General features: G+C 58.9%; 18 protein-coding genes. 2 read left to right on the top strand and 16 right to left on the bottom strand.

All coding sequences use genetic code 11. The annotated features are described in order from the left end of the window. Nucleotides 1-9: 9 nt before the first annotated feature. The 12 genes from der to AC1D11_RS15100 form a co-directional block, all read right to left on the bottom strand. On the bottom strand, nucleotides 10-1,353 hold the full coding sequence (der, locus tag AC1D11_RS15045; RefSeq protein WP_477649227.1) for a ribosome biogenesis GTPase Der: 1,344 nt from the start codon (nucleotides 1,351-1,353) through the stop codon (nucleotides 10-12). Between the two features lie 29 nt (nucleotides 1,354-1,382). Further along, on the bottom strand, nucleotides 1,383-2,537 hold the full coding sequence (gene bamB / locus AC1D11_RS15050) for an outer membrane protein assembly factor BamB (protein ID WP_477649228.1): 1,155 nt from the start codon (nucleotides 2,535-2,537) through the stop codon (nucleotides 1,383-1,385). Continuing rightward, nucleotides 2,534-3,226, bottom strand: a complete 693-nt coding sequence (locus AC1D11_RS15055; RefSeq protein ID WP_477649229.1) for a YfgM family protein — start codon at nucleotides 3,224-3,226, stop codon at nucleotides 2,534-2,536. Before AC1D11_RS15055 ends, bamB begins: the two co-directional genes overlap by 4 nt. A 92-nt stretch (nucleotides 3,227-3,318) precedes the next feature. Then, on the bottom strand, nucleotides 3,319-4,668 hold the full coding sequence (gene hisS / locus AC1D11_RS15060) for a histidine--tRNA ligase (protein WP_477649230.1): 1,350 nt from the start codon (nucleotides 4,666-4,668) through the stop codon (nucleotides 3,319-3,321). A gap of 5 nt (nucleotides 4,669-4,673) precedes the next feature. Further along, nucleotides 4,674-5,951 carry a flavodoxin-dependent (E)-4-hydroxy-3-methylbut-2-enyl-diphosphate synthase gene (gene ispG, locus AC1D11_RS15065; RefSeq protein ID WP_477649231.1) on the bottom strand — a complete coding sequence of 426 codons (1,278 nt, stop codon included), beginning with the start codon at nucleotides 5,949-5,951 and terminating at the stop codon, nucleotides 4,674-4,676. Beyond that, complete coding sequence (locus AC1D11_RS15070; protein WP_477651463.1) at nucleotides 5,951-6,856, bottom strand: RodZ domain-containing protein; 906 nt, start codon at nucleotides 6,854-6,856, stop codon at nucleotides 5,951-5,953. Before AC1D11_RS15070 ends, ispG begins: the two co-directional genes overlap by 1 nt. A 94-nt stretch (nucleotides 6,857-6,950) precedes the next feature. After that, a complete protein-coding gene (pilW, locus tag AC1D11_RS15075) occupies nucleotides 6,951-7,760 on the bottom strand; it encodes a type IV pilus biogenesis/stability protein PilW (protein WP_477649233.1) in 810 nt (269 codons plus the stop codon). Beyond that, on the bottom strand, nucleotides 7,757-8,905 hold the full coding sequence (rlmN, locus tag AC1D11_RS15080; protein WP_477649234.1) for a dual-specificity RNA methyltransferase RlmN: 1,149 nt from the start codon (nucleotides 8,903-8,905) through the stop codon (nucleotides 7,757-7,759). Before rlmN ends, pilW begins: the two co-directional genes overlap by 4 nt. A gap of 79 nt (nucleotides 8,906-8,984) precedes the next feature. After that, entirely contained in the window at nucleotides 8,985-9,410 is a 426-nt protein-coding gene (ndk, locus tag AC1D11_RS15085; RefSeq protein WP_477649235.1) for a nucleoside-diphosphate kinase, read from the bottom strand. Nucleotides 9,411-9,535: 125 nt separating this feature from the next. Beyond that, entirely contained in the window at nucleotides 9,536-11,146 is a 1,611-nt protein-coding gene (locus AC1D11_RS15090) for a pseudouridine synthase (RefSeq protein WP_477649236.1), read from the bottom strand. Nucleotides 11,147-11,149: 3 nt separating this feature from the next. Beyond that, nucleotides 11,150-11,923 (bottom strand): SMC-Scp complex subunit ScpB, encoded by a 774-nt coding sequence (gene scpB, locus AC1D11_RS15095; RefSeq protein ID WP_477649237.1) that lies wholly within the window; start codon nucleotides 11,921-11,923, stop codon nucleotides 11,150-11,152. Nucleotides 11,924-12,047: 124 nt separating this feature from the next. Continuing rightward, nucleotides 12,048-13,082 carry an RluA family pseudouridine synthase gene (locus AC1D11_RS15100; protein ID WP_477649239.1) on the bottom strand — a complete coding sequence of 345 codons (1,035 nt, stop codon included), beginning with the start codon at nucleotides 13,080-13,082 and terminating at the stop codon, nucleotides 12,048-12,050. Nucleotides 13,083-13,099: 17 nt separating this feature from the next. On the opposite strand from AC1D11_RS15100, the gene AC1D11_RS15105 reads away from it, so the two are divergent. Further along, entirely contained in the window at nucleotides 13,100-13,924 is an 825-nt protein-coding gene (locus AC1D11_RS15105; RefSeq protein WP_477651146.1) for an outer membrane protein assembly factor BamD, read from the top strand. On the opposite strand, the gene AC1D11_RS15110 is transcribed toward AC1D11_RS15105, so the two are convergent. Both AC1D11_RS15110 and AC1D11_RS15115 read right to left on the bottom strand, forming a co-directional pair. Next, nucleotides 13,887-15,893: an ATP-dependent DNA helicase gene (locus AC1D11_RS15110; RefSeq protein ID WP_477649469.1), complete on the bottom strand. Its 2,007-nt coding sequence runs from the start codon at nucleotides 15,891-15,893 to the stop codon at nucleotides 13,887-13,889. The two genes, AC1D11_RS15105 and AC1D11_RS15110, sit on opposite strands and share 38 nt — an antisense overlap. Continuing rightward, nucleotides 15,893-16,096: a DUF465 domain-containing protein gene (locus tag AC1D11_RS15115; RefSeq protein ID WP_457280662.1), complete on the bottom strand. Its 204-nt coding sequence runs from the start codon at nucleotides 16,094-16,096 to the stop codon at nucleotides 15,893-15,895. Before AC1D11_RS15115 ends, AC1D11_RS15110 begins: the two co-directional genes overlap by 1 nt. Before the next feature lie 83 nt (nucleotides 16,097-16,179). Here AC1D11_RS15115 and AC1D11_RS15120 point away from each other — a divergent pair, with 83 nt between their 5' ends. Next, the gene (locus AC1D11_RS15120; protein ID WP_477649471.1) at nucleotides 16,180-16,938 is read left to right on the top strand and encodes a PP2C family protein-serine/threonine phosphatase; all 759 of its coding nucleotides are present in this window, start codon (nucleotides 16,180-16,182) and stop codon (nucleotides 16,936-16,938) included. Nucleotides 16,939-16,965: 27 nt separating this feature from the next. Here AC1D11_RS15120 and AC1D11_RS15125 read toward each other — a convergent pair whose 3' ends face one another. Together AC1D11_RS15125 and zapE are read right to left on the bottom strand one after the other, a co-directional pair. Beyond that, nucleotides 16,966-17,625, bottom strand: a complete 660-nt coding sequence (locus tag AC1D11_RS15125) for a hypothetical protein (RefSeq protein ID WP_477649468.1) — start codon at nucleotides 17,623-17,625, stop codon at nucleotides 16,966-16,968. Beyond that, a complete protein-coding gene (zapE, locus tag AC1D11_RS15130; RefSeq protein ID WP_477649467.1) occupies nucleotides 17,622-18,725 on the bottom strand; it encodes a cell division protein ZapE in 1,104 nt (367 codons plus the stop codon). Before zapE ends, AC1D11_RS15125 begins: the two co-directional genes overlap by 4 nt. Between the last annotated feature and the right edge of the window lie 8 nt (nucleotides 18,726-18,733).

Genomic DNA, 18,733 nt, shown 5'->3' on the forward strand with positions numbered 1-18,733 from the left:
CATGTAGTCCTAGGCCGTTTCCTTGTCCTTAAAGGGGTTGTGCGAGCTCTTCATCTGGATGCGCAGCGGCGTGCCGACCAGGTCAAACTCCTTGCGAAAACGCCCTTCCAGATAGCGTTTGTACGACTCGGTGACATGCTCGAGCGAATTGCCGTGGATGATGATGATGGGCGGGTTCATGCCCCCCTGGTGGGCATAACGCAGCTTGGGGCGGAAAACGCCCGAGCGCTGGGGTTGCTGGAACTGCACGGCTTCCAGCAACAGCCGGGTCAGCACCGGTGTGGACATCTTGCGGTTGGCCGATGCGTGTGCCTGAACAATCGACTTCCAGACCGGGCCCAGGCCCTGCCGTTTGATGGCCGAGATCGGGTGGATGGCGGCAAATTTGAGGAAACCCAACCGGGTCTCGATGGAGCGCTCGAGCAGCTCACGCTGGTAGGAATCCACAGCGTCCGACTTGTTGATGGCCAGCACTACCGAACGCCCGCTTTCGAGGATATAGCCGGCAATGTGGGCATCCTGATCGGTCACACCTTGGGTGGCGTCGAGCAGCAACAGCACTACGTTGGCGTTTTCGATGGCCTGTAGGGTCTTGACGACGGAAAACTTCTCGATGGCCTCAAAAACCTTGCCTTTGCGGCGTAGTCCTGCCGTGTCGATCAGTTCAAACTTTTGCCCGGCGCGCTCAAAAGGCACGGAAATGGCGTCGCGGGTTGTCCCGGGCAAATCAAAGGCCACCAGGCGCTCTTCGCCCAGCCAGGTGTTGATCAATGTGGACTTCCCCACGTTCGGGCGTCCTGCCACGGCCAGGCGAATCACAGAAGGATCTTGAGGCTCAGCCTCTTCGTCCGGATCCGGCAAATTGAGCGGCGCCAGGGCCATGTCAACCAGCGTGCGCATACCTTGGCCGTGTGAGGCGGAAACCGCCAGCATCTCGCCCAGGCCCAGTTCAAAGAACTCGGACAGCTGCACGCCTTCAGTCATGCCCTCGGCCTTGTTGGCTGTCAGGATGGTGGGTTTGCCCAGCTTTCGCAGGTATTTGGCAATATCGTGGTCCTGCGCACTGATGCCGGCGCGGGCGTCAACCACAAAGACGACCACATCGGCTTCCGCGACCGCCTGCCGGGTCTGCTTGGCCATTTCCTTGTAAATACCGGACGCCGCATCGGGTTCAAACCCGCCGGTGTCGATCACGATGTATTCGTGGGGGCCCAGCTTTCCGTTACCGTAATGACGATCCCGCGTCAGGCCGGCGAAATCGGCCACGATCGCATCCCGCGTCTTGGTCAGCCGGTTGAAAAGCGTCGACTTGCCCACATTGGGGCGGCCGACTAACGCTATGACAGGTTTCATCAATCAGTTTCTGGCAGGACAGTAGGCCCTTATTGAGGCTGGAAGCCGTAAACACCACCGTTTTGCGTCACGGCGATCAGCGTATTGCCAGCAAGCACGGGCGTTGCGGCAATGGCTGAGCCATCGGTAGGCAGGCGATTGAACAGTGAGCCGTCTTCGCGGGAAAGCAGGTGGACGTAGCCGGAAAAGTCGCCGATGGCAATGGAGCGCCCGACGACGAGTGGAGCCGTGAGGCTGCGGTGGCGCAGGCGGTCGGTGGACCACGCACGCTCACCATCGGTGCGGCGCCAGGCGTTTACAGTGCCATCAGCTTCCGTGCCGAACAGCAGGCGATCGTCTCCATCAATGCCCTGCACCCCATTGGCGGGCTTGGCCCACAGCAGGTTGCCGCGCACAGCATTGACGCATCCAACGCTCGCCTGGAATGCGCGCGCGCAAACAATATCGCCCTGCCGGCTGACGCGTCCTACCAGGTCGACGAGCCGTTCCACGTCATTGATGCCGCGAGGCGTGGCAATCGGTGCCTCCCAACGGACGCTGCCGTTGGACGGGTTGAGGCCCACGAGGCGGCCGGCCAAACCTACGACCAACGTATCGCCCACCGCCAGCATGACGCCGGACTGGCGAAGCACCAAAGGTTCGTTGGGTCGCTGCTGCGCCCAGAGCTTGCGGCCCGTCAGTCCGTCAAAGGCCGTGACCGAACGGTCTGCGGCCAGGACAAATACCCTCAAGCCAGCCACGAAGGGAGCGGAAAATGCCTGGGCGCCCAGCTTTTGGCGCCAGAGTTCCTTGCCATCCTGCAACGCGATGACTTCATTGGCCTTGGTTACCACGGCAACGAACTTGCCGTCGTTTCCAGCACCGGCGGCCAGGGGTGTATTCAGCGCAAGGCGCCAGAAGTCGCGGCCGGTTTGGGCGTCCAGCAAAGCCACGGTGCCGTCGCCGCTGGCCACTGCCACGGTGTTGCCCGAAACTCCCATCTCAAGCGGGAAGTTCACCTGCCCCACGCGGGTGGTCCAGATCTGGCGCGCAGACACCAGACCTGTTACCGGCTGAAGTTCTGTGGGCTGCGGCTTCGCAGGACCGCCGCCAAAAAAGGAACAGCCACTCAAAATTGCTATCAAAACAATAGCTATCGGCGCACGAACCGCTTGGGCCAGAGGCCTAAAAGATTGACAAATCATTTCTTCACCTCTGTATTCGATGGCGCATCGGCCTTGGTTATCCCTGCGTTGGGATCAACCCCCAGCGCGTTGAGCTTGACCTCAACCAGACGCCGATACTCGGAGCGCTCGTCAAGCCCCTTGTAAGCCTTTTCGTATTCACTTTTCGCCTCTGATTTCTTACCCTGCGCTGCCAGAATATCGCCACGCCGGTCGGCAACCAGTGCCGTGAAGTCTTTCGGGAAAGGGCCCGAAACCTGCTGCAGGGCCTCGTCATAAGACTTCTTCTCAAGCAGCAGCCCCGCAAGGCGCAACCGGGCAATGGCCTGATAGCCCTCATCAGAGGCTTTTTCCGCGACCCAATTCAGGGCAGCGCGCGATGCATCAACATTGCCCTTGTCGTAATAAGCCTTGGCGGCGAGCAGCCCCGCCTGCTGGGCGTACGCTGTCCGGCCAAAACGATCTTTCATGTCGGCCAATGAGCGGTCAATTTTTGCCATGTCACCGGACTGCACAGCGCGCTCGACTTCGTCATACATGACCGAAGCCTGGGCCGCCTGGTTACGCTGCCAGTACTGGTATCCGTTCCATGCGGCAAAGGCGCCCAGTACCACAATCAGGGCCCAGGTGATCATGTCACCGTACTGCTTCCAGAAGTGCTTGAGCTCGTCAAGCTGTTCCTGTTCTTCCAAATCGAGATGTTTTGCCATAAAAGTCTTTGTTCTGCCCCGGAAATGGTGCGGATTGAGTTGGGGTGATTGTAGAGGCCCGGCCAGCACTCCAAATGGCCGGCCGTGGCGGCTCAGCCGCGCAGGCCGTGAGCCCAGGCCATGACATCCCCCAAGGGCTGGAGTGCCTGGGCCTGCAAGGCTTGGTCTTTTTCGCCCCGCAAGTGTTTGACGGCAACACAGCCTTGAGCGAACTCGGTTTCACCAAAAATCAGGGCGTAGCGCGCACCGCTGCCGTCAGCTTTCTTGAACTGGGACTTCATGCTGCCCATGCCATCGCCTGTTCCGGCGTGCATCTGCACGTTGATGCCAGCAGCGCGCAAGGCTTCGCAGGTTGCCATTACGGTTGGCATCATCTCGGCAGACGGAACGATCACGTAGGCGTCGGGGCCACTCACCGGCGGCAACACGCCCACCGCTTCAAGCAGAAGCAGCATTCGTTCCACACCCATGCCCCAGCCTACCGCAGGCGTTGGCTTGCCGCCAAGCTGCTCGAACAGGCCGTCGTAACGGCCGCCACCGCAAACCGTACCCTGCGAACCAAGCTTGTCGGTAACCCATTCAAACACGGTGAGGTTGTAGTAATCCATGCCACGCACAAGGCGCGGATTGATGCGATAGGTAAGCCCCACTGCATCGAGCATTCCGCGCACCGCATTCAGGTGCGCCAGCGAGGCATCGCCAAGGAAGTCCATGAGCTGCGGCGCTGCCTCCACGACAGCCTGCATGGCAGGATTTTTTGTATCGAGAATGCGCAACGGGTTACTGTGCAGCCGGCGCTTTGCATCTTCGTCCAGCATGCCGGCATGCGCCTCAAAGTGCGCGATCAGTGCGGCACGGTGTGCCATCCGCTCGCCAGGCTGACCCAGGCTGTTCAGCTCAAGCCGCACATGCTCCATCGGAATGCCCAGGTCGTGCAGCAACGCACGGCACATCAAAATTTGCTCGGCATCCACATCGGGCCCTGAAAAACCCAAGGCTTCGACATCGATCTGATGGAACTGGCGATAGCGCCCCTTCTGTGGTCGCTCATGGCGAAACAGCGGCACTGCCGACCAGACCCGTATCGGGCCGTTGTACAGCGTGTTGTGCTCAATCATCGCGCGCACAATACCGGCGGTGGCTTCAGGGCGCAACGTGAGTCGGTCACCATTCATTGAATCTACGAAGGAATACATTTCCTTCTCGACGATATCGGTCACCTCACCAAGGCCGCGCACAAACAGCGCGGTTGGCTCAACGATCGGCGTGCGTACATTGACATAGGCATAGCGGGCCATCAACGCGCGCACCTTGGCTTCGAACCACTCCCAACGAGCCGACTCAGGCGGCAGGATGTCGTTCATCCCCTTGACGCCTGTCAGTTTTTCCATTTTGGCCACGGCGGATTTTTCTACCGGGCCGGCAGCTGCTTTTTCAACCATGGGTGTTACGCAGCTTCAGCGACGGTATGCGTGCCAAAGCGTTTTTCAATGTAATTTTCAACAATGACCTGGAATTCCTGCGCAATGTTGTCGCCACGCAAGGTCAGTCTTTTTTCACCATCAATGAACACCGGTGCGGCCGGCGCCTCGCCGGAGCCGGGCAGGCTGATACCGATGTCGGCATGTTTGCTCTCACCCGGTCCATTGACGATACAGCCCATGACGGCGACCTTGAGCCCTTCAACGCCGGGATATTGTTTGCGCCAGACAGGCATCTGCGCACGCAGAAAGTCGTCAATCTGCTTGGCCAGTTCCTGGAAGGTCGTACTGGTGGTGCGCCCGCAGCCTGGGCATGCCGTCACACTGGGCACAAAGGTCCGTAAACCAAGCGCCTGGAGAATCTCCGACGCAATAACCACTTCCTGGGTGCGGGCCTCACCCGGTTGGGGCGTTAAGGAGACGCGAATGGTATCGCCGATGCCTTCTTGCAGCAGGATCGATAACGCCGTGGCAGACGCCACCGTGCCCTTGGTGGCCATACCGGCCTCTGTCAGCCCCAGGTGAAGCACGTGATCTGTGCGCCGGGACAATTCGCGATAGACCGAAATCAGATCCTGAACACCACTTACCTTGCAGGAAAGAATGATCTGGTTGCGCGGCATTCCCATTTCCTCGGCGCGCCGGGCTGAGTCAACCGCAGAGGTAATCAACGCTTCATACATAACCTGCCTGGCATCCCAAGGGACTGCACGCGCGCTGTTTTCATCCATCAGGCTGGCCAGCAGTTCCTGATCAAGGCTGCCCCAGTTCACACCGATGCGCACTGGCTTTTTCCAGCGCATGGCCACCTCTATCATCTGGCCGAACTGCCGGTCACGTTTGTCGCCCTTGCCAACATTTCCGGGATTGATGCGGTATTTGGACAGCGCCTCCGCGCAAGCGGGGTAATCCGCCAACAGCCGATGACCGTTGTAATGAAAGTCCCCTATCAGTGGAACGTCGATTCCCATACGGTCAAGCTGCTCACGCACATGCGGTACAGCCTGCGCCGCTTCTGGCGTGTTGACGGTGATGCGAACCATCTCGGAACCCGCCAACGCCAGTTCCTTGACCTGAATCGCGGTGCCAATGGCATCCACCGTGTCGGTATTGGTCATGGATTGGACGCGCACCGGCGCATCACCGCCGACGGTCAAAATACGGCTACCCCATGACACCTGTGACTGGAGGGAGCGCCGCGCTTTGGGAAAAGCGGAGTCGATCGGAAGGCAACCCTTCGACATTATTTCACCTCGAATCGGGCAACATTGTCCCTGGCCACACCGCTCAGATCAAAAGCCTGGCCGCGCACCTGCACTTGCGTCACATCCGCCTTACCCACCACGGCGGCCAGCGGCAGCGCCCCGGACGCGCCCGCGACTTCTCCGGCGGTCAGGGTACGGCGCAGCACAACCGTTCCCTTGGCATCCGTCACCTCCACCCAGGAGTCGCCTCTGGCGCGAAAAGTCACGATACCCGCCGGTGCCGCTGACAATACAGGGGCGACAACACCACTTGCCGCTGGCACTGGAGCAGGCTGAACCACCTGAGCAGGTAGAGGGGTAGTTGCCGTCCCAGCAGAGCCCGCGGGAGAGCCGGCAACCGTGGCTGCACCGACGCCTGAAAAAGTCTCATTACTCTGCTCTGCGGGAAAAACAGGCTTGGTGTCATTTACCAATCCTCCGCCCGACATCGCCACAGCTGCGGGCAGCGGTTTGGCGGTCCCGGCGCCGCCTGCTTGCATCTCGCTATCGCCCTGACCCTTCGCCGCGTCCTTGATGACTGGCAGGAAAATCAGTACCAGAGCGCCAAGCAACAATGCCAGGCCGGCCAGCACTGCAGGTTTGGAAACCTGGGTCCACACAGCAGGCCGGGGTCCTTCCCCTGGCGAGCGAAACGGTGCATTGATGCCAGCCCCTTGGTATATCAGCTTGGGGGCGCTGGTTTGAGGCAAGCGTTCCAGCACAGGGGCCGCATCCAGTTTGAGGCTACGGCATACGCTGGAAGCCAGTGCCCGAACAAAAACAGCGTCCGGCAGCAAGTCAAAGCGATCCAGCTCCAGCGCTTCAAGTTTTTTTACAGGAACTTTCAAAGATACTGCGAGCGCCGCGATATGTATGCCTGCAGCCTCTCTTGCCTCGCGAAGCAATGTGCCGGCCGTGGGCTCAAAGTCGGCACCCCGGTCAACGCCAGACGCAGCCATTCCGGATGTAGCCTCCCCAGCCGGTGCACTAACGTTAGCGTCACTCATTGAACGCCCCTTTGTCATAAGCAGCAGCCTCCCGGGACTGCGCAAAACGCTTTTTAAGCTGATCACCGAGCTGCCGTACCGTCTCCCGGTTGTTTAATTTTCGCTCGATTTTGATGCCTAGCCACAGGGTTTCAGCATTTGCAAAATCACTGTTGTTCAGCCGTCGTATGTAAAACTGTGCCCGAGTTAGATCGCCACGATCGTTCAAAAGATTAGCCAGGTTGTAACCAGTCACAGGATTTCCTGCGTCCAATTCATAAGACTGCAGGAGGCTTTGCTCGGCTTCTGCATGCTGTCCAGCACGAACCTGACAAACCCCCTGCGCCATCAGTGTTTTGGCCTTGCCTGCGTATGTTGGGTTCGCCACGGCCTGGGCAAAGAACCGAGAAGACTCGTTATAGCGTCCCTGCTGGCACATCAGCCATCCATAGTTATGCGCAACATCCGCATCGCGGGGATTCAACGCAAGTGCCCTGCGAAAACTATCCTCCGCCAGAGGAATGTCGTTAAGACGCATGTAGACCAGTCCGCGCAGGTTGTAGGCCTCCGCAAAAGTCGGATCCGTGGTCAGCGATTGCTTGATTTCGTCAAGCGCCACATTGGTTTGCCCCTGCTCGAAGTAGCCTGAAGCCAATTCAAGCCGAAGACGCGCTCGCCGCCGCTGATCGGGCTCGTCTGATTCCGTGACAATGTCAGTGCGGTTACCCGAGGCCCCTGGAGTTCCAGCCTGATGGGCACACCCTGTGAGCAACACTGCCAGCCAGCAGGCCGGCACCCAGATCATATTGGCGCGAAATCTCATGTACCCATCCCTTTGGCCACTACGACCTTGATTCCCCCGAGCATACCTTGCCGCTGTGCCGCCATGCGCTGATCCACACCCGTGCGGTCCTGTACATCGCCAGCCAGTTGCCCGCAGGCCGCATCAATATCGTCCCCCCGGGTTTTTCTGACGGTTGTCACAATACCCGCATCCATCAGGATTTTCGCAAATGCCATCACCTGCGGCATGTCGGAACGCTTCAACCCCGAAGCCGGAAATGGATTAAAGGGAATCAGGTTGAATTTGCAGGAGAGCCCTTGCGCCGCCTGGGCCCGAACCAGCGATACGAGCTGACGCGCATGCTCTGGCTGGTCGTTCACACCATCGAGCATGCAATACTCAAACGTGATGAAGTCACGGGGTGCCGATGACTGATAGCGGGTACAAGCCGCAAGCAGTTCAGCTATAGGGTATTTTTTATTCAAGGGCACAAGGTTGTCTCGCAGCCCGTCTTCCGGTGCATGCAGCGATACAGCCAAAGCGACCGGGCAGTCCCCGGCCAAGCGATCAATCATGGGTACCACACCCGATGTTGATACCGTCACCCGTCGACGTGAAAGGCCATAACCGTGGTCATCAAGCATGACCTTCAGGGCTGGCAGAAGCTGCGAGTAGTTCTGCAGGGGCTCCCCCATGCCCATCATGACGACGTTGGAAATCACCCGTTCATCCCTGTTCAGTTGCTGCCGCAGGAAATGCTCGGCAAACCATAGCTGGGAAACGATCTCTCCCGTGGTCAGATTACGGCTGAAACCCTGGTGACCCGTAGAGCAAAACCGGCAACCAACAGCACAGCCGGCCTGCGAGGAAATGCACAATGTTCCTCGGTCAGCTTCTGGAATAAAAACAGTTTCAATGATATCGCCTGCACCGACATCAAATAACCATTTGATGGTGCCATCGGCGGAATCGTGGCGGGAAACCACTGTGGGGCTTACGACCTGGGCTGATCCTGCCAGCTTGTCGCGCAGGGATTTTGCCAAATCCGTCATTTGCCCGAAATCTGCAACCCCTTTTTGGTGAATCCAGCGGAAAAGCTGCGTGGCCCGAAAGCGTTTTTCACCAAGCTGCCCACAAAAGGCGGCCAAACCATCCAGATCGTAGTCAAGAAGGTTGGCAGTCATCGCAGTAGAGAACCGACTGAACTGCCCCAAGCAAGCGACGGCCCTGGTTGGGTGTAGCAAAGCATGGGGCGAGACATAGTTAACGCGAGTAAACGTTCATGCCGGGAAAGAAGAAAGCAATTTCCGCCTTGGCCGTTTCAGCAGCATCCGAACCGTGGACGGCATTGGCATCAATGCTGTCGGCGAAATCCGCACGAATGGTGCCGGCGGCAGCCTTCTTCGGATCGGTCGCTCCCATCAGATCACGGTTTTTCAGGATGGCGCCCTCGCCTTCCAGCGCCTGGATCATGACGGGACCGGAAATCATGAAGGAAACCAGGTCTTTGAAGAATGGGCGCTCTTTGTGAACCGCATAAAAAGCCTCAGCCTCGCCTTGCGACAAGTGTGCCATCCTGGCTGCCACAATCTTCAAGCCAGCAGCTTCAAAACGCGCATAGATCTGCCCAATGACGTTTTTCGCCACGGCGTCGGGTTTGATGATGGAGAGAGTGCGCTCGATTGCCATGAGATTTCCTTACCTTAAATTTTTTGGAGTCGTAAATTATTCAAAAATTTGAATAAAGCCCATGATTTTAACCTGTAGGCGTATTGGCTCAAATCAACCTTGCGGTTAGAGGTGCCTCTGAGGGGTCATCGATTTCCGCCGCGGCTCCCACCGCCGCGATTGCCGCCCCCGCGGTTTCCACCACCGGCACCGCCGCGGCGCGGTCCACCGGTACCGTTTCCGCCCGTACCACCGCCCCCGCGACGCTGCTGGCCTTGCCCCTGTCGCTGCCGGGTAAAAGTGTCTGCGCCGATATAACCAAATGAGGTTTTCATCGGATCGGGCTGCGCTCCTCCGGCAGCTTTGTCACCACGGTCATCCCGCCGTTTTTGTCCCTGTACCCCATTGCCGTTGCCTTGCGGCTGGCCAGTCCGGAAGCCAACGCCGGGATTGCCGCCCTGGTTACGCCCCTTGCCACCGCGGCGTCGGTTTCCACGGGGTGCAGAATCGTTGAGATTCAGCGGCGGTTGCAACTCATGTGGATCATGAGTATCCTGATCGTCCCCCGATCCGCCTTGTACCGGCGCTTGAGATGCTTCGCCGTTTGGCGCTGACGGCCGTCCGCGGTCCCCGCGCTGCCGTTCGTTTCTGCGCGGCCCCCGCCTCGGTTGCTCAAGCCCCTCTCCATGGGTGCTGGCTCCCTGTGGCCCTCCCGGCACTGCGCGGGATTCGGAACGTGTCAAAGCGTTTGTCAGGGCCCAAATATCGCGCTCATCAAGCTCGACAAACGCGCCACGCTTAAGGCCGCGCGGAAGAACCATGGCCCCATAGCGGATGCGAATAAGGCGGCTGACAGCGTGCCCCACTGCCTCAAACATCCGTCTGACCTCACGGTTACGCCCCTCGGAAATTGTGACCTTGTACCAGCAGTTGGCGCCTTCTCCCCCTCCGGCCTCAATGGAGCTGAACTGGGCCATGCCGTCATCCAGGTTCACACCTTCGAGCAGGCGTTTTTTCTCTTCGTTATTTAGCGCACCGAGCACACGAACAGCGTACTCACGCTCCAGGCCGAAACGCGGATGCATCAGCTTGTTTGCCAATTCACCCGAACTGGTCAGCAGCAGAAGGCCCTCCGTGTTCAAGTCGAGGCGACCGACCGATTGCCATTTTCCCTGGAATAGCTTGGGTAAACGACGAAAAACGGTCGGACGGTTTTGCGGGTCATCATGCGTGACCACCTCTCCGGTGGGCTTGTGATAGGCAATCACCCTCGGCGGCGGCGGGTCGATACGCACCCGGATTGGCTTGCCATTGACTTTGACCGTATCGCCAAACTGGATGCGTTGTCCTATGTGGGCAGGCTCGGCGTTGACCGAGATTCGCCCTTCCAGAATCAGTTGCTCCATCTCCAGCCGTGAACCCAGTCCCGCCTGGGCAAGCACTTTGTGCAGCTTGGGGGTTTCGGGCTGGGGCGCGAGCACTCGCTTGGGCAGCGCCAACGCAACGTCTTCCTCATCAGCATCGAATTGCCCTGTCACGACATCCTCAAACCGGATGGCACCTGGGGGTGGGGCTGGGGCGTTGCGGCCGGCTGAAGGCCGCGGCGCTGGAGCACGGATGGCTTGCGCGGGGCCGGACTCGGAGGGTGCTATTGCTTCCGGCAAATCTTGCACGGCTTGCTCCTCTATGAGCACCTTGTCCTGCGGCTCACGAGGTGTGTCCGCAGATTCGGAAGCAGGAGGGTCTTGTTGGGTCATGATTTACATTCGGGTGGGCTCATCGCCACCGGTCTCATCGCTCTCAAGAGGCCCGGTGTCATTGTCGTCAGCGACCTGTGGTTGCGTGTACAGAGTTGGCGCTTCGGCGATCTCACCAATCTCAGGCTCTTCAGCCGTGCCTGACTCGGGCTCCGGCGCGGCAGGTTCCAGCCGCTCAACAGCGGTACCATCCGTACCCACCTCCGGCTTGCCCGCAAGTTCAGAGATGCCAAACTCTATCTGCTCGAGCATCGGAAGCTGATTCGGGCTGCTGTCCATCACGGGAAGCTGGTCCAGCGACTCGACCCCAAGGTCGTCAAGAAACTGCCGGGTGGTGGCGTAAAGTGCCGGGCGGCCGACAGTTTCCCGATGGCCGATCACTTCCACCCACCCCCGGTCTTCGAGCTGCTTGAGGATCATGCTGTTGATCGTGACCCCCCGGATGTCCTCCATGTCACCGCGCGTCACCGGCTGACGATAAGCAATGATGGCCAAGGTTTCCAGTGTGGCACGGCTATAGCGCGGGGGTTTTTCGGGGTGCAGCCGGTCCAGATATTCACGCATCTGCGGCCTGCTTTGAAAACGCCATCCCGTCGCCACGTGAACAAGTTCCACGCCACGGCCAGACCAATCGCTTTGCAACTCCTCAAGTACCAGCTTGAGGCTGTCCGCAGTCAATACCCCGTTAAACAGAACTCCCATTTCGCGCAGGGGCAATGGTTGCTGCGCGCAAATAAGTGCTGTTTCGAGGACGCGTTTTGCATCCGTCGTATTCATGATTGTGGTCGTTCCGAAAAAAAGCGGAAAAAAAGGCCGGGAAAACGTGGGTTCGGCGCTTGGCGCGCAGGGCACCCAATACGCAATCTCCTGATCAGGATGCCATGGTGCAGGTAGCTGAAAACTACTGGATTTGATTGTATATCAGGCCCAAACCGGCAATGGCGGCCTGAAGGTCGCCCGGAGGGTCTGACCGGAACTCCATCACTTTGCCGGTCACCGGATGCTCGAATGCCAGTCGGCAAGCATGCAGCGCCTGACGGCCAAGTCCAGCCGCAGGAGCCCCCCCATACAACTCGTCGGATACCAGGGGATGGCCAATGAAGGCCATATGGACCCGGATTTGGTGCGTGCGACCAGTGTGCAGCTTGCATCTGACCAGGCAGTGCTTACCGGTGCTTTGGGACAGCGATACCACGGTGGAGGCCGGCTTCCCGGCGTTCCTGTCGAGGTCCACCACGGCCATTCGCAAACGGTTGCGTGGATCCCGCCCAATGGGAGCTTCTACCTGCCGGGTTTTTCCGCCCAGCCAGGCACCGTGGGCCAGTGCGACATATTCCCGGCTCACGTCGCGGGCGGCGATCAGGCCGACCAACTGGTCCATCACCGTCCGCTGCCGGGCGACCACCATCAAACCGCTGGTGTCTTTATCAAGGCGGTGAACAATGCCGGCGCGCGGCAGGAAGACGGCCTGCGGATCATGCGCCAGCAAGCCATTCAACAAGGTCCCGCTCCAGTTGCCGGGCGCCGGATGCACAACCAGCCCTGCCGGTTTGTTGACCACCATCAGGTAAGCGTCCTCGAACACGATGTCCAGTGCCATGGCTTCAGGCCTGAATGCCTGGCTTTGCGGCGTTGGGCGCAACTCAATGGCGAGCTCATCACCAGCTCTGACCTTCGTGGATGTTTTGGTGACCGTAGAGCCCCGGAGTCTCACCATGCCGGAGTCGATCAACTGCTGAAGATATGTGCGCGAGAACTCGGGCACAATGACGGCCAAAGCACGGTCTAAACGGCTGCCATGGCTTTCGACCGGGACAGCTACCTGCCGCAACTCCACCTCGACAGCCGTATCGCCCTCCTCCAGAGCCTCATACGGCATCTCCTCAAGCGCAGTAGCGCCCGATATAATCAATTTGCTTTGTTCTGAATCAGTCATCAAGAAGGTCGATTGCAATGTTTTCCACCAAATTATCGGTTGTTCCCAATGCAATGCCGCTTTTTGCAGCCGTGTGTGCTTTCTCTTTCGTCGTTGCCGGATGTTCGAGCACCCCGGCGCCCGACAAGACCGCCACATGGAGCCCCAACAAGATTTACGCCGAAGCAAAAGATGAGGCCAGCGGCGGAGCTTATGACAAGGCAATCCCGCTGTACGAAAAACTGGAAGGCCGTGCTGCGGGTACCCCCCTCGCCCAGCAAGCGCAGCTTGAGAAAGCCTATGCCCAGTACAAGGGGGGAGAACAAGCTCAGGCCATAGCAACATTGGACCGGTTCATGAGGTTGCATCCGGCCAGCCCGGCCCTAGACTATGCGTTGTATCTCAAGGGCCTGGTGAACTTCAATGACAACCTCGGAATTTTCGGGTTTATCTCCCGTCAGGACTTATCCGAAAGGGACCAGAAAGCGGCCAAGGAATCCTTTGAGTCATTCAGGGACCTTGTCACCCGCTTTCCAGAATCAAAATATTCGCCAGATGCCCGTCTGCGGATGAGCTATATCGTGAACTCGCTGGCCCAATCCGAAGTGCATGTCGCGCGGTACTACTATTCACGCGGTGCCTACGTGGCTGCAATCAACCGTGCGCAGAGCGCAATCGCCGACTATCGCGATGTGCCCGCACTGGAAGAGGCGACCTTTATTCTGTACAAGTCCTACGACGCGCTGGGCATGGTTGAATTGCGTGACGATACCCGCCGTATCCTCGAAAAGAGCTACCCGCAAAGCGAATACCTGAGCAAGGGATTCAAGTCGGGAGACAATCCTTGGTACAAGTTCTGGTAAGAGCTTCCAGCCGGTCGAACAGCTCCTCCTCGGATGCCAACCGCCGCATCGGCGGAAGAGCTCGCAGCAAACGCCGCCCATAACCCATGGTTGCCAGGCGGCTGTCACACACCACCAACACCCCCTGGTCACTTTCTCGGCGTATCAGACGCCCTGCACCCTGCTTGAGAGCTACCGCTGCCTCGGGCAGAAAATAGTCGTTAAAAGCACTGCGGCCTTGTGATTCGAGGAGCTTTGAGCGCGCCTCGGCCAGCGGGTCGTTCGGAGGCGGAAAAGGCAGCTTGTCAATGACAACCATTTGGAGCGCGTCGCCAGGCACGTCAATGCCCTCCCAAAATGACGCCGAAGCCACCAGCACACAGCCTTTGCCACCATTGGCATTGCCTTCTCGGAAGCGTTCAATCAGCACACGCTTGGGCATGGCTCCCTGAACCAGCACCTCCATATCCGGCGAATCCAGAAAAACCTCTCTGAGTGCATCACCAATGGTGCGCAGAGCCCGTAATGTGGTCGTCAAAACCATGGTACGCCCCCCGAGACGTCTCGACCATCTGGCGGCAGCTTCGGCGACTTTCATGGTGTGCGCCGGGTCTCCCGGTTTGGGGAACACCTCAGGCACATACAAAGCCGCCTGCCTCTCGTAATCAAAAGGACTTCCTACCCGCAAGATCTCGGCATCTTCCAGTCCGCAAGGCTTGGTAAACCAGCTGAGCTTGTCGTCATCTCCCAGTGTGGCGGAGGTGAATATCCAGGACTTCGCCGAGCCGGCGGAGGCACCCAGCACTTTGCTTTTCACCGCCTTCGAAATATCCAGTGGCGACTCGACCAGCCGGAGCTGGGTTCCCACGTCCGCCCAGCGCACGCAGCCCGGTTCGCATGCATGAACGAAACGCTGGGCGCGTTCCGCCAGTTCCTCGGCACGCTCATGGAGGCGAACGAAATCAGGCGCGATTTCACTGACCGTATCCAGAGCGGCACAAGCCTGCTCGCAAGACGTGTGAATGACTTGCAACGCACTGTTCCACTCAGCCGCATTCAACCCCTCCGGAGACTCACCCACCCACCGCAGTTTGGTGCCGGGGTACTGTTTTCCGGCGCACAGACGCAGCTCGCGCGCGGCGTTCTCGACGGCCGACACCACCTCCTGCCAGTCCACCAGCCCGCGGGCCATCTGCAGGCCGGTTGCCAGCATGTCCCTCGCAAAATCAAGAAGCTGGCCCGTGGTCAGGTTTGTTCCCAGAAATTGCACACCGGTCTCGTTGAGCTGGTGCGCTTCATCGAAGATGGCGATGCGCACGGAAGGCAACAACTCGGCGACACCAGATTCACGCACCGCCAAGTCGGCAAAGAACAGGTGATGGTTGATCACCACCACGTCGGCAGCCATGGCTTCCCTGCGGGCCAGGTTCACATGACAGGCCCGAAAACGCGGACAGGTGGCGCCCAGGCAATTTTCACGCGTGGAGGTAACCAGGGGAATCACCGGCGAACGTTCGTCCAGCCCCGGGAGTTCGGCCAGGTCGCCGGTGCGCGTGAGCTTGGACCACTCTTCAATTTTGGCCAAGGCGCGCACGGAAACGCCGTCGGGCAAATAAGCCTCCTGGCGCGCCATTTCCATACGGTGCAGGCACAGGTAACTGCCCCGGCCTTTGAGCAGCGCCGTGCTGACGGGAAGACCCAGTGTCTCCACCAGTTGCGGCAAATCACGACCGAAAAGCTGGTCTTGCAAGGCCTTGGTCGCTGTCGACAACAACACGCGCTCGCCGCTCAGCAAAGCGGGAACCAGGTATGAAAAAGTTTTACCGACGCCGGTACTGGCTTCGACCACAAGGGGGTATGCACCCTCGATGGCACGCGCCACGGCCAAGGCCATTTCGGTCTGGCCGCTGCGCGGGACGAAATGCTCCACTGCGCGCGACAGGACACCTCCCGGCGCAAAAGCCTCTTCTACTTCTATCGCAAGGGTCATCAGGCAGGCTCTGGGGGATCCAGCGACAGCTCAAGCTGTGCAATCTGGTCACGAAGCTGCAAACGCCGCTTTTTGAGGCGCCTGAGCAACAACTCATCAATGGGAAAGGCGTGCGCGGTCAGGTCCACCAGAGCATTGAGATCGGCGTGCTCCATTTTGAGTTCGATCAGCTGGCGTTCCGGGGAATGTAAATTTAAGTCCAAGGTTTTTATCCGTGCACGCTGCTTCGCTTGATAATACGTCGATTGCGACCATAAATCGAGCCTCGCGCTTGAACGACCACACAATGTCCAAAGGCTATCGAATCACAGCGTCTACCGGTATCCATAAAGGCGATCGGGACTACCAGCAGGATCAGGTCAACCTGTTCAGTCACTCACGCATTCCCGGCTGCATGTTGGGTATCGTGGCGGACGGCATGGGAGGCCGTAGCGGGGGGCGCAAGGCCTCCGATCAGGTCATGTTGACGGCCAAGCAGCTTTTTGAACGTTATGCCCCGGAAACGGATGATGCCCCTGCGATGCTCAAGCAGGTCATCGAAGAAGCCCATATCGTCATCAAACTGACTGCCATCTCGGCCGAGCAGGAACCGCACAGCACGCTGGCGGCATTTCTGATCAACCCGGGTGGGGACTGTCACTGGGTACATACCGGCGACTCCCGGATCTACCATTACCAGGGCAGCAAGCTGGTACACAGGACGGTGGACCACTCGTATGTGCAGACCCTGGTGGACAAAGGCGAGATTACCGAGGAAGAAGCCAATGTCCATCCGCAGTCAAACATCCTGATGGGTTGCCTGGGTACGGAGGATGCGCCACCTATTACCCATCATTTCATTCCGCAACTCCGGCCTGAAGACGTCCTGCTGGCTTGCAGTGACGGGGTCTGGCACTATTTCAGTACCAGTGAAATGGGCTCGGCCCTGTCCATGCTGTCACCTCGCGAGGCAACTGAGTTCCTGATCCAGAAAGCAAGATCCCGTGCAAGAGGCGGCGGTGACAACCTCTCGCTGGTAATCGTCAAACTCGAACCTCTGGGTTGAGTTCCGCACGGCAGTTCAAAACCAGGCTTACTCCGGCAAAGGCAGCGGCTTCGCCGGGGATTTTGTTTGTTTCAGGCGGTCACGCTCATGCTGCGCCTTGCGCTCCTGAGCCTCCTTCTGACGGTCACTGAATTTTTTGGCTTCTTCCGCATCCGTGGCCTGCTTGTCGAGCCGGTCCTGGGCCCGTTCCTGGCTGCCCTTTATCTTGGCAGCGTTGGCGTCGCTGCTGCCTTGCTCTGCGGCCTTGGCTGCGCCACGGTCCTCGGCTTTCTTTTTCTCCCGTTCAAGACGGGATTGGGAGTCTGTCAAGGCCTTCGCCCGGCGGTCTGCGGCTTCCTGCTGCTTTTCAGCTGACGACTTCTCTTCTGTTTTGCGGATCTGCTCTGCCCCTTTGATGCGGCGCTCCTCGTCATTGAGCGACAACTCCTGCCTGCGTAGGTCTGCCATGGCTTCGCGCCGCCGCTCATTGACTTTGCCGAGGCAACTGTTGACGGCAAACCGGTCGTAGCATGCGGCATCCTCGGCCAAAAAGCCTGCCTCCAGCCTGGTGCGTTCGCCGCTGATTCTCGTCCGCTCGGCCTCAATGCTTCGAATCTGGTCAGCAGGCGCAGCCGTCTCCAACGTGGACTGCGCATTCACGAGCACGCTTAAAGCGGTAAGAAAACAGGCGGTAACCAGATGCTTCATGTGAGTGTTGTATCGACGTTTCTGCGTTCAAGCGCCAGGAATTCCCTTGACTGCATTTCGTTCAGCCGGGAAATCGTACGGGGAAATTCGTGTACCAGTGGCCCCTCGGTGTACAACGCCTCAGGAGCGACTTCTGCCGACATGATCAACTTGACCCGGCGGTCATACAGCACATCCACCAGCCAGGTGAATCGCCGTGCCTCGGACGCCATACGCACCGGCATATGCGGTACATCGCTTAGCAGCACGGTATGAAACTGCGTGGCTATTTCCAGGTAATCGTTTTGCGAACGCGGACCACCACACAGCGTCTTGAAGTCAAACCAGACGACTCCCCCCGCCTTGCGCCTCGCCTGGATTTGCCTGGACTCAATCTGCAATACCGGGTTCTCATCCTGAGACTCAGCCAGCGCATTAAAAGTTTCAGTCATTTCAGCATCGGCCTGAATGCCTAGCGGGGTGTGATAGAGCTTCGCCTGGGCTAACGTGCGCCCGCGGTAGTCCGTCCCGTTGTCAACACTGATGACCTCCAGCCTGGCCTTCAGGAGTTCAATGGCCGGAAGAACACGGTCGCGATGCATGCCATTCGGATACAGCTCGTCCGGCTGGAAGTTGGAAGTTGTGACAAAGCCGACTCCATTGTCAAACAGGGCCGACAACAGACGATGAAGAATCATCGCGTCGGTGATGTCCGCCACATGAAACTCGTCAAAGCAGATGAGCCGGTATCGCTTCGCAATGCGCCGGCCCAGCTCGTCCAGCGGATTTGCCGTACCCTGAAGGTCCTGCAACTCCCGGTGCACCTCGCGCATGAACTCGTGAAAGTGCAGCCGTACCTTGCGCCTGAGCGGGACAGCCCCGAAAAAGCAGTCCATCAAGAAACTTTTTCCCCGGCCGACGCCTCCGTACATGTACACGCCACGAGGGACATCAGGCCGGTTTATCAGCTTCTTGATGGCATTGGAGCGCTGCTCCTTGAACACCGCCCACTCAGAGGCGCAACGCTCAAGCGCTTCGACTGCCCGCAACTGGGCAGGATCGCTTTGATAGCCCCGCGCCGCAAGTTCGGCGTCGTACGCCGAGCGCACCGGTTGATTCACCGACTTCT

It is taken from the genome of Polaromonas sp. P1_E11, from assembly GCF_056405995.1.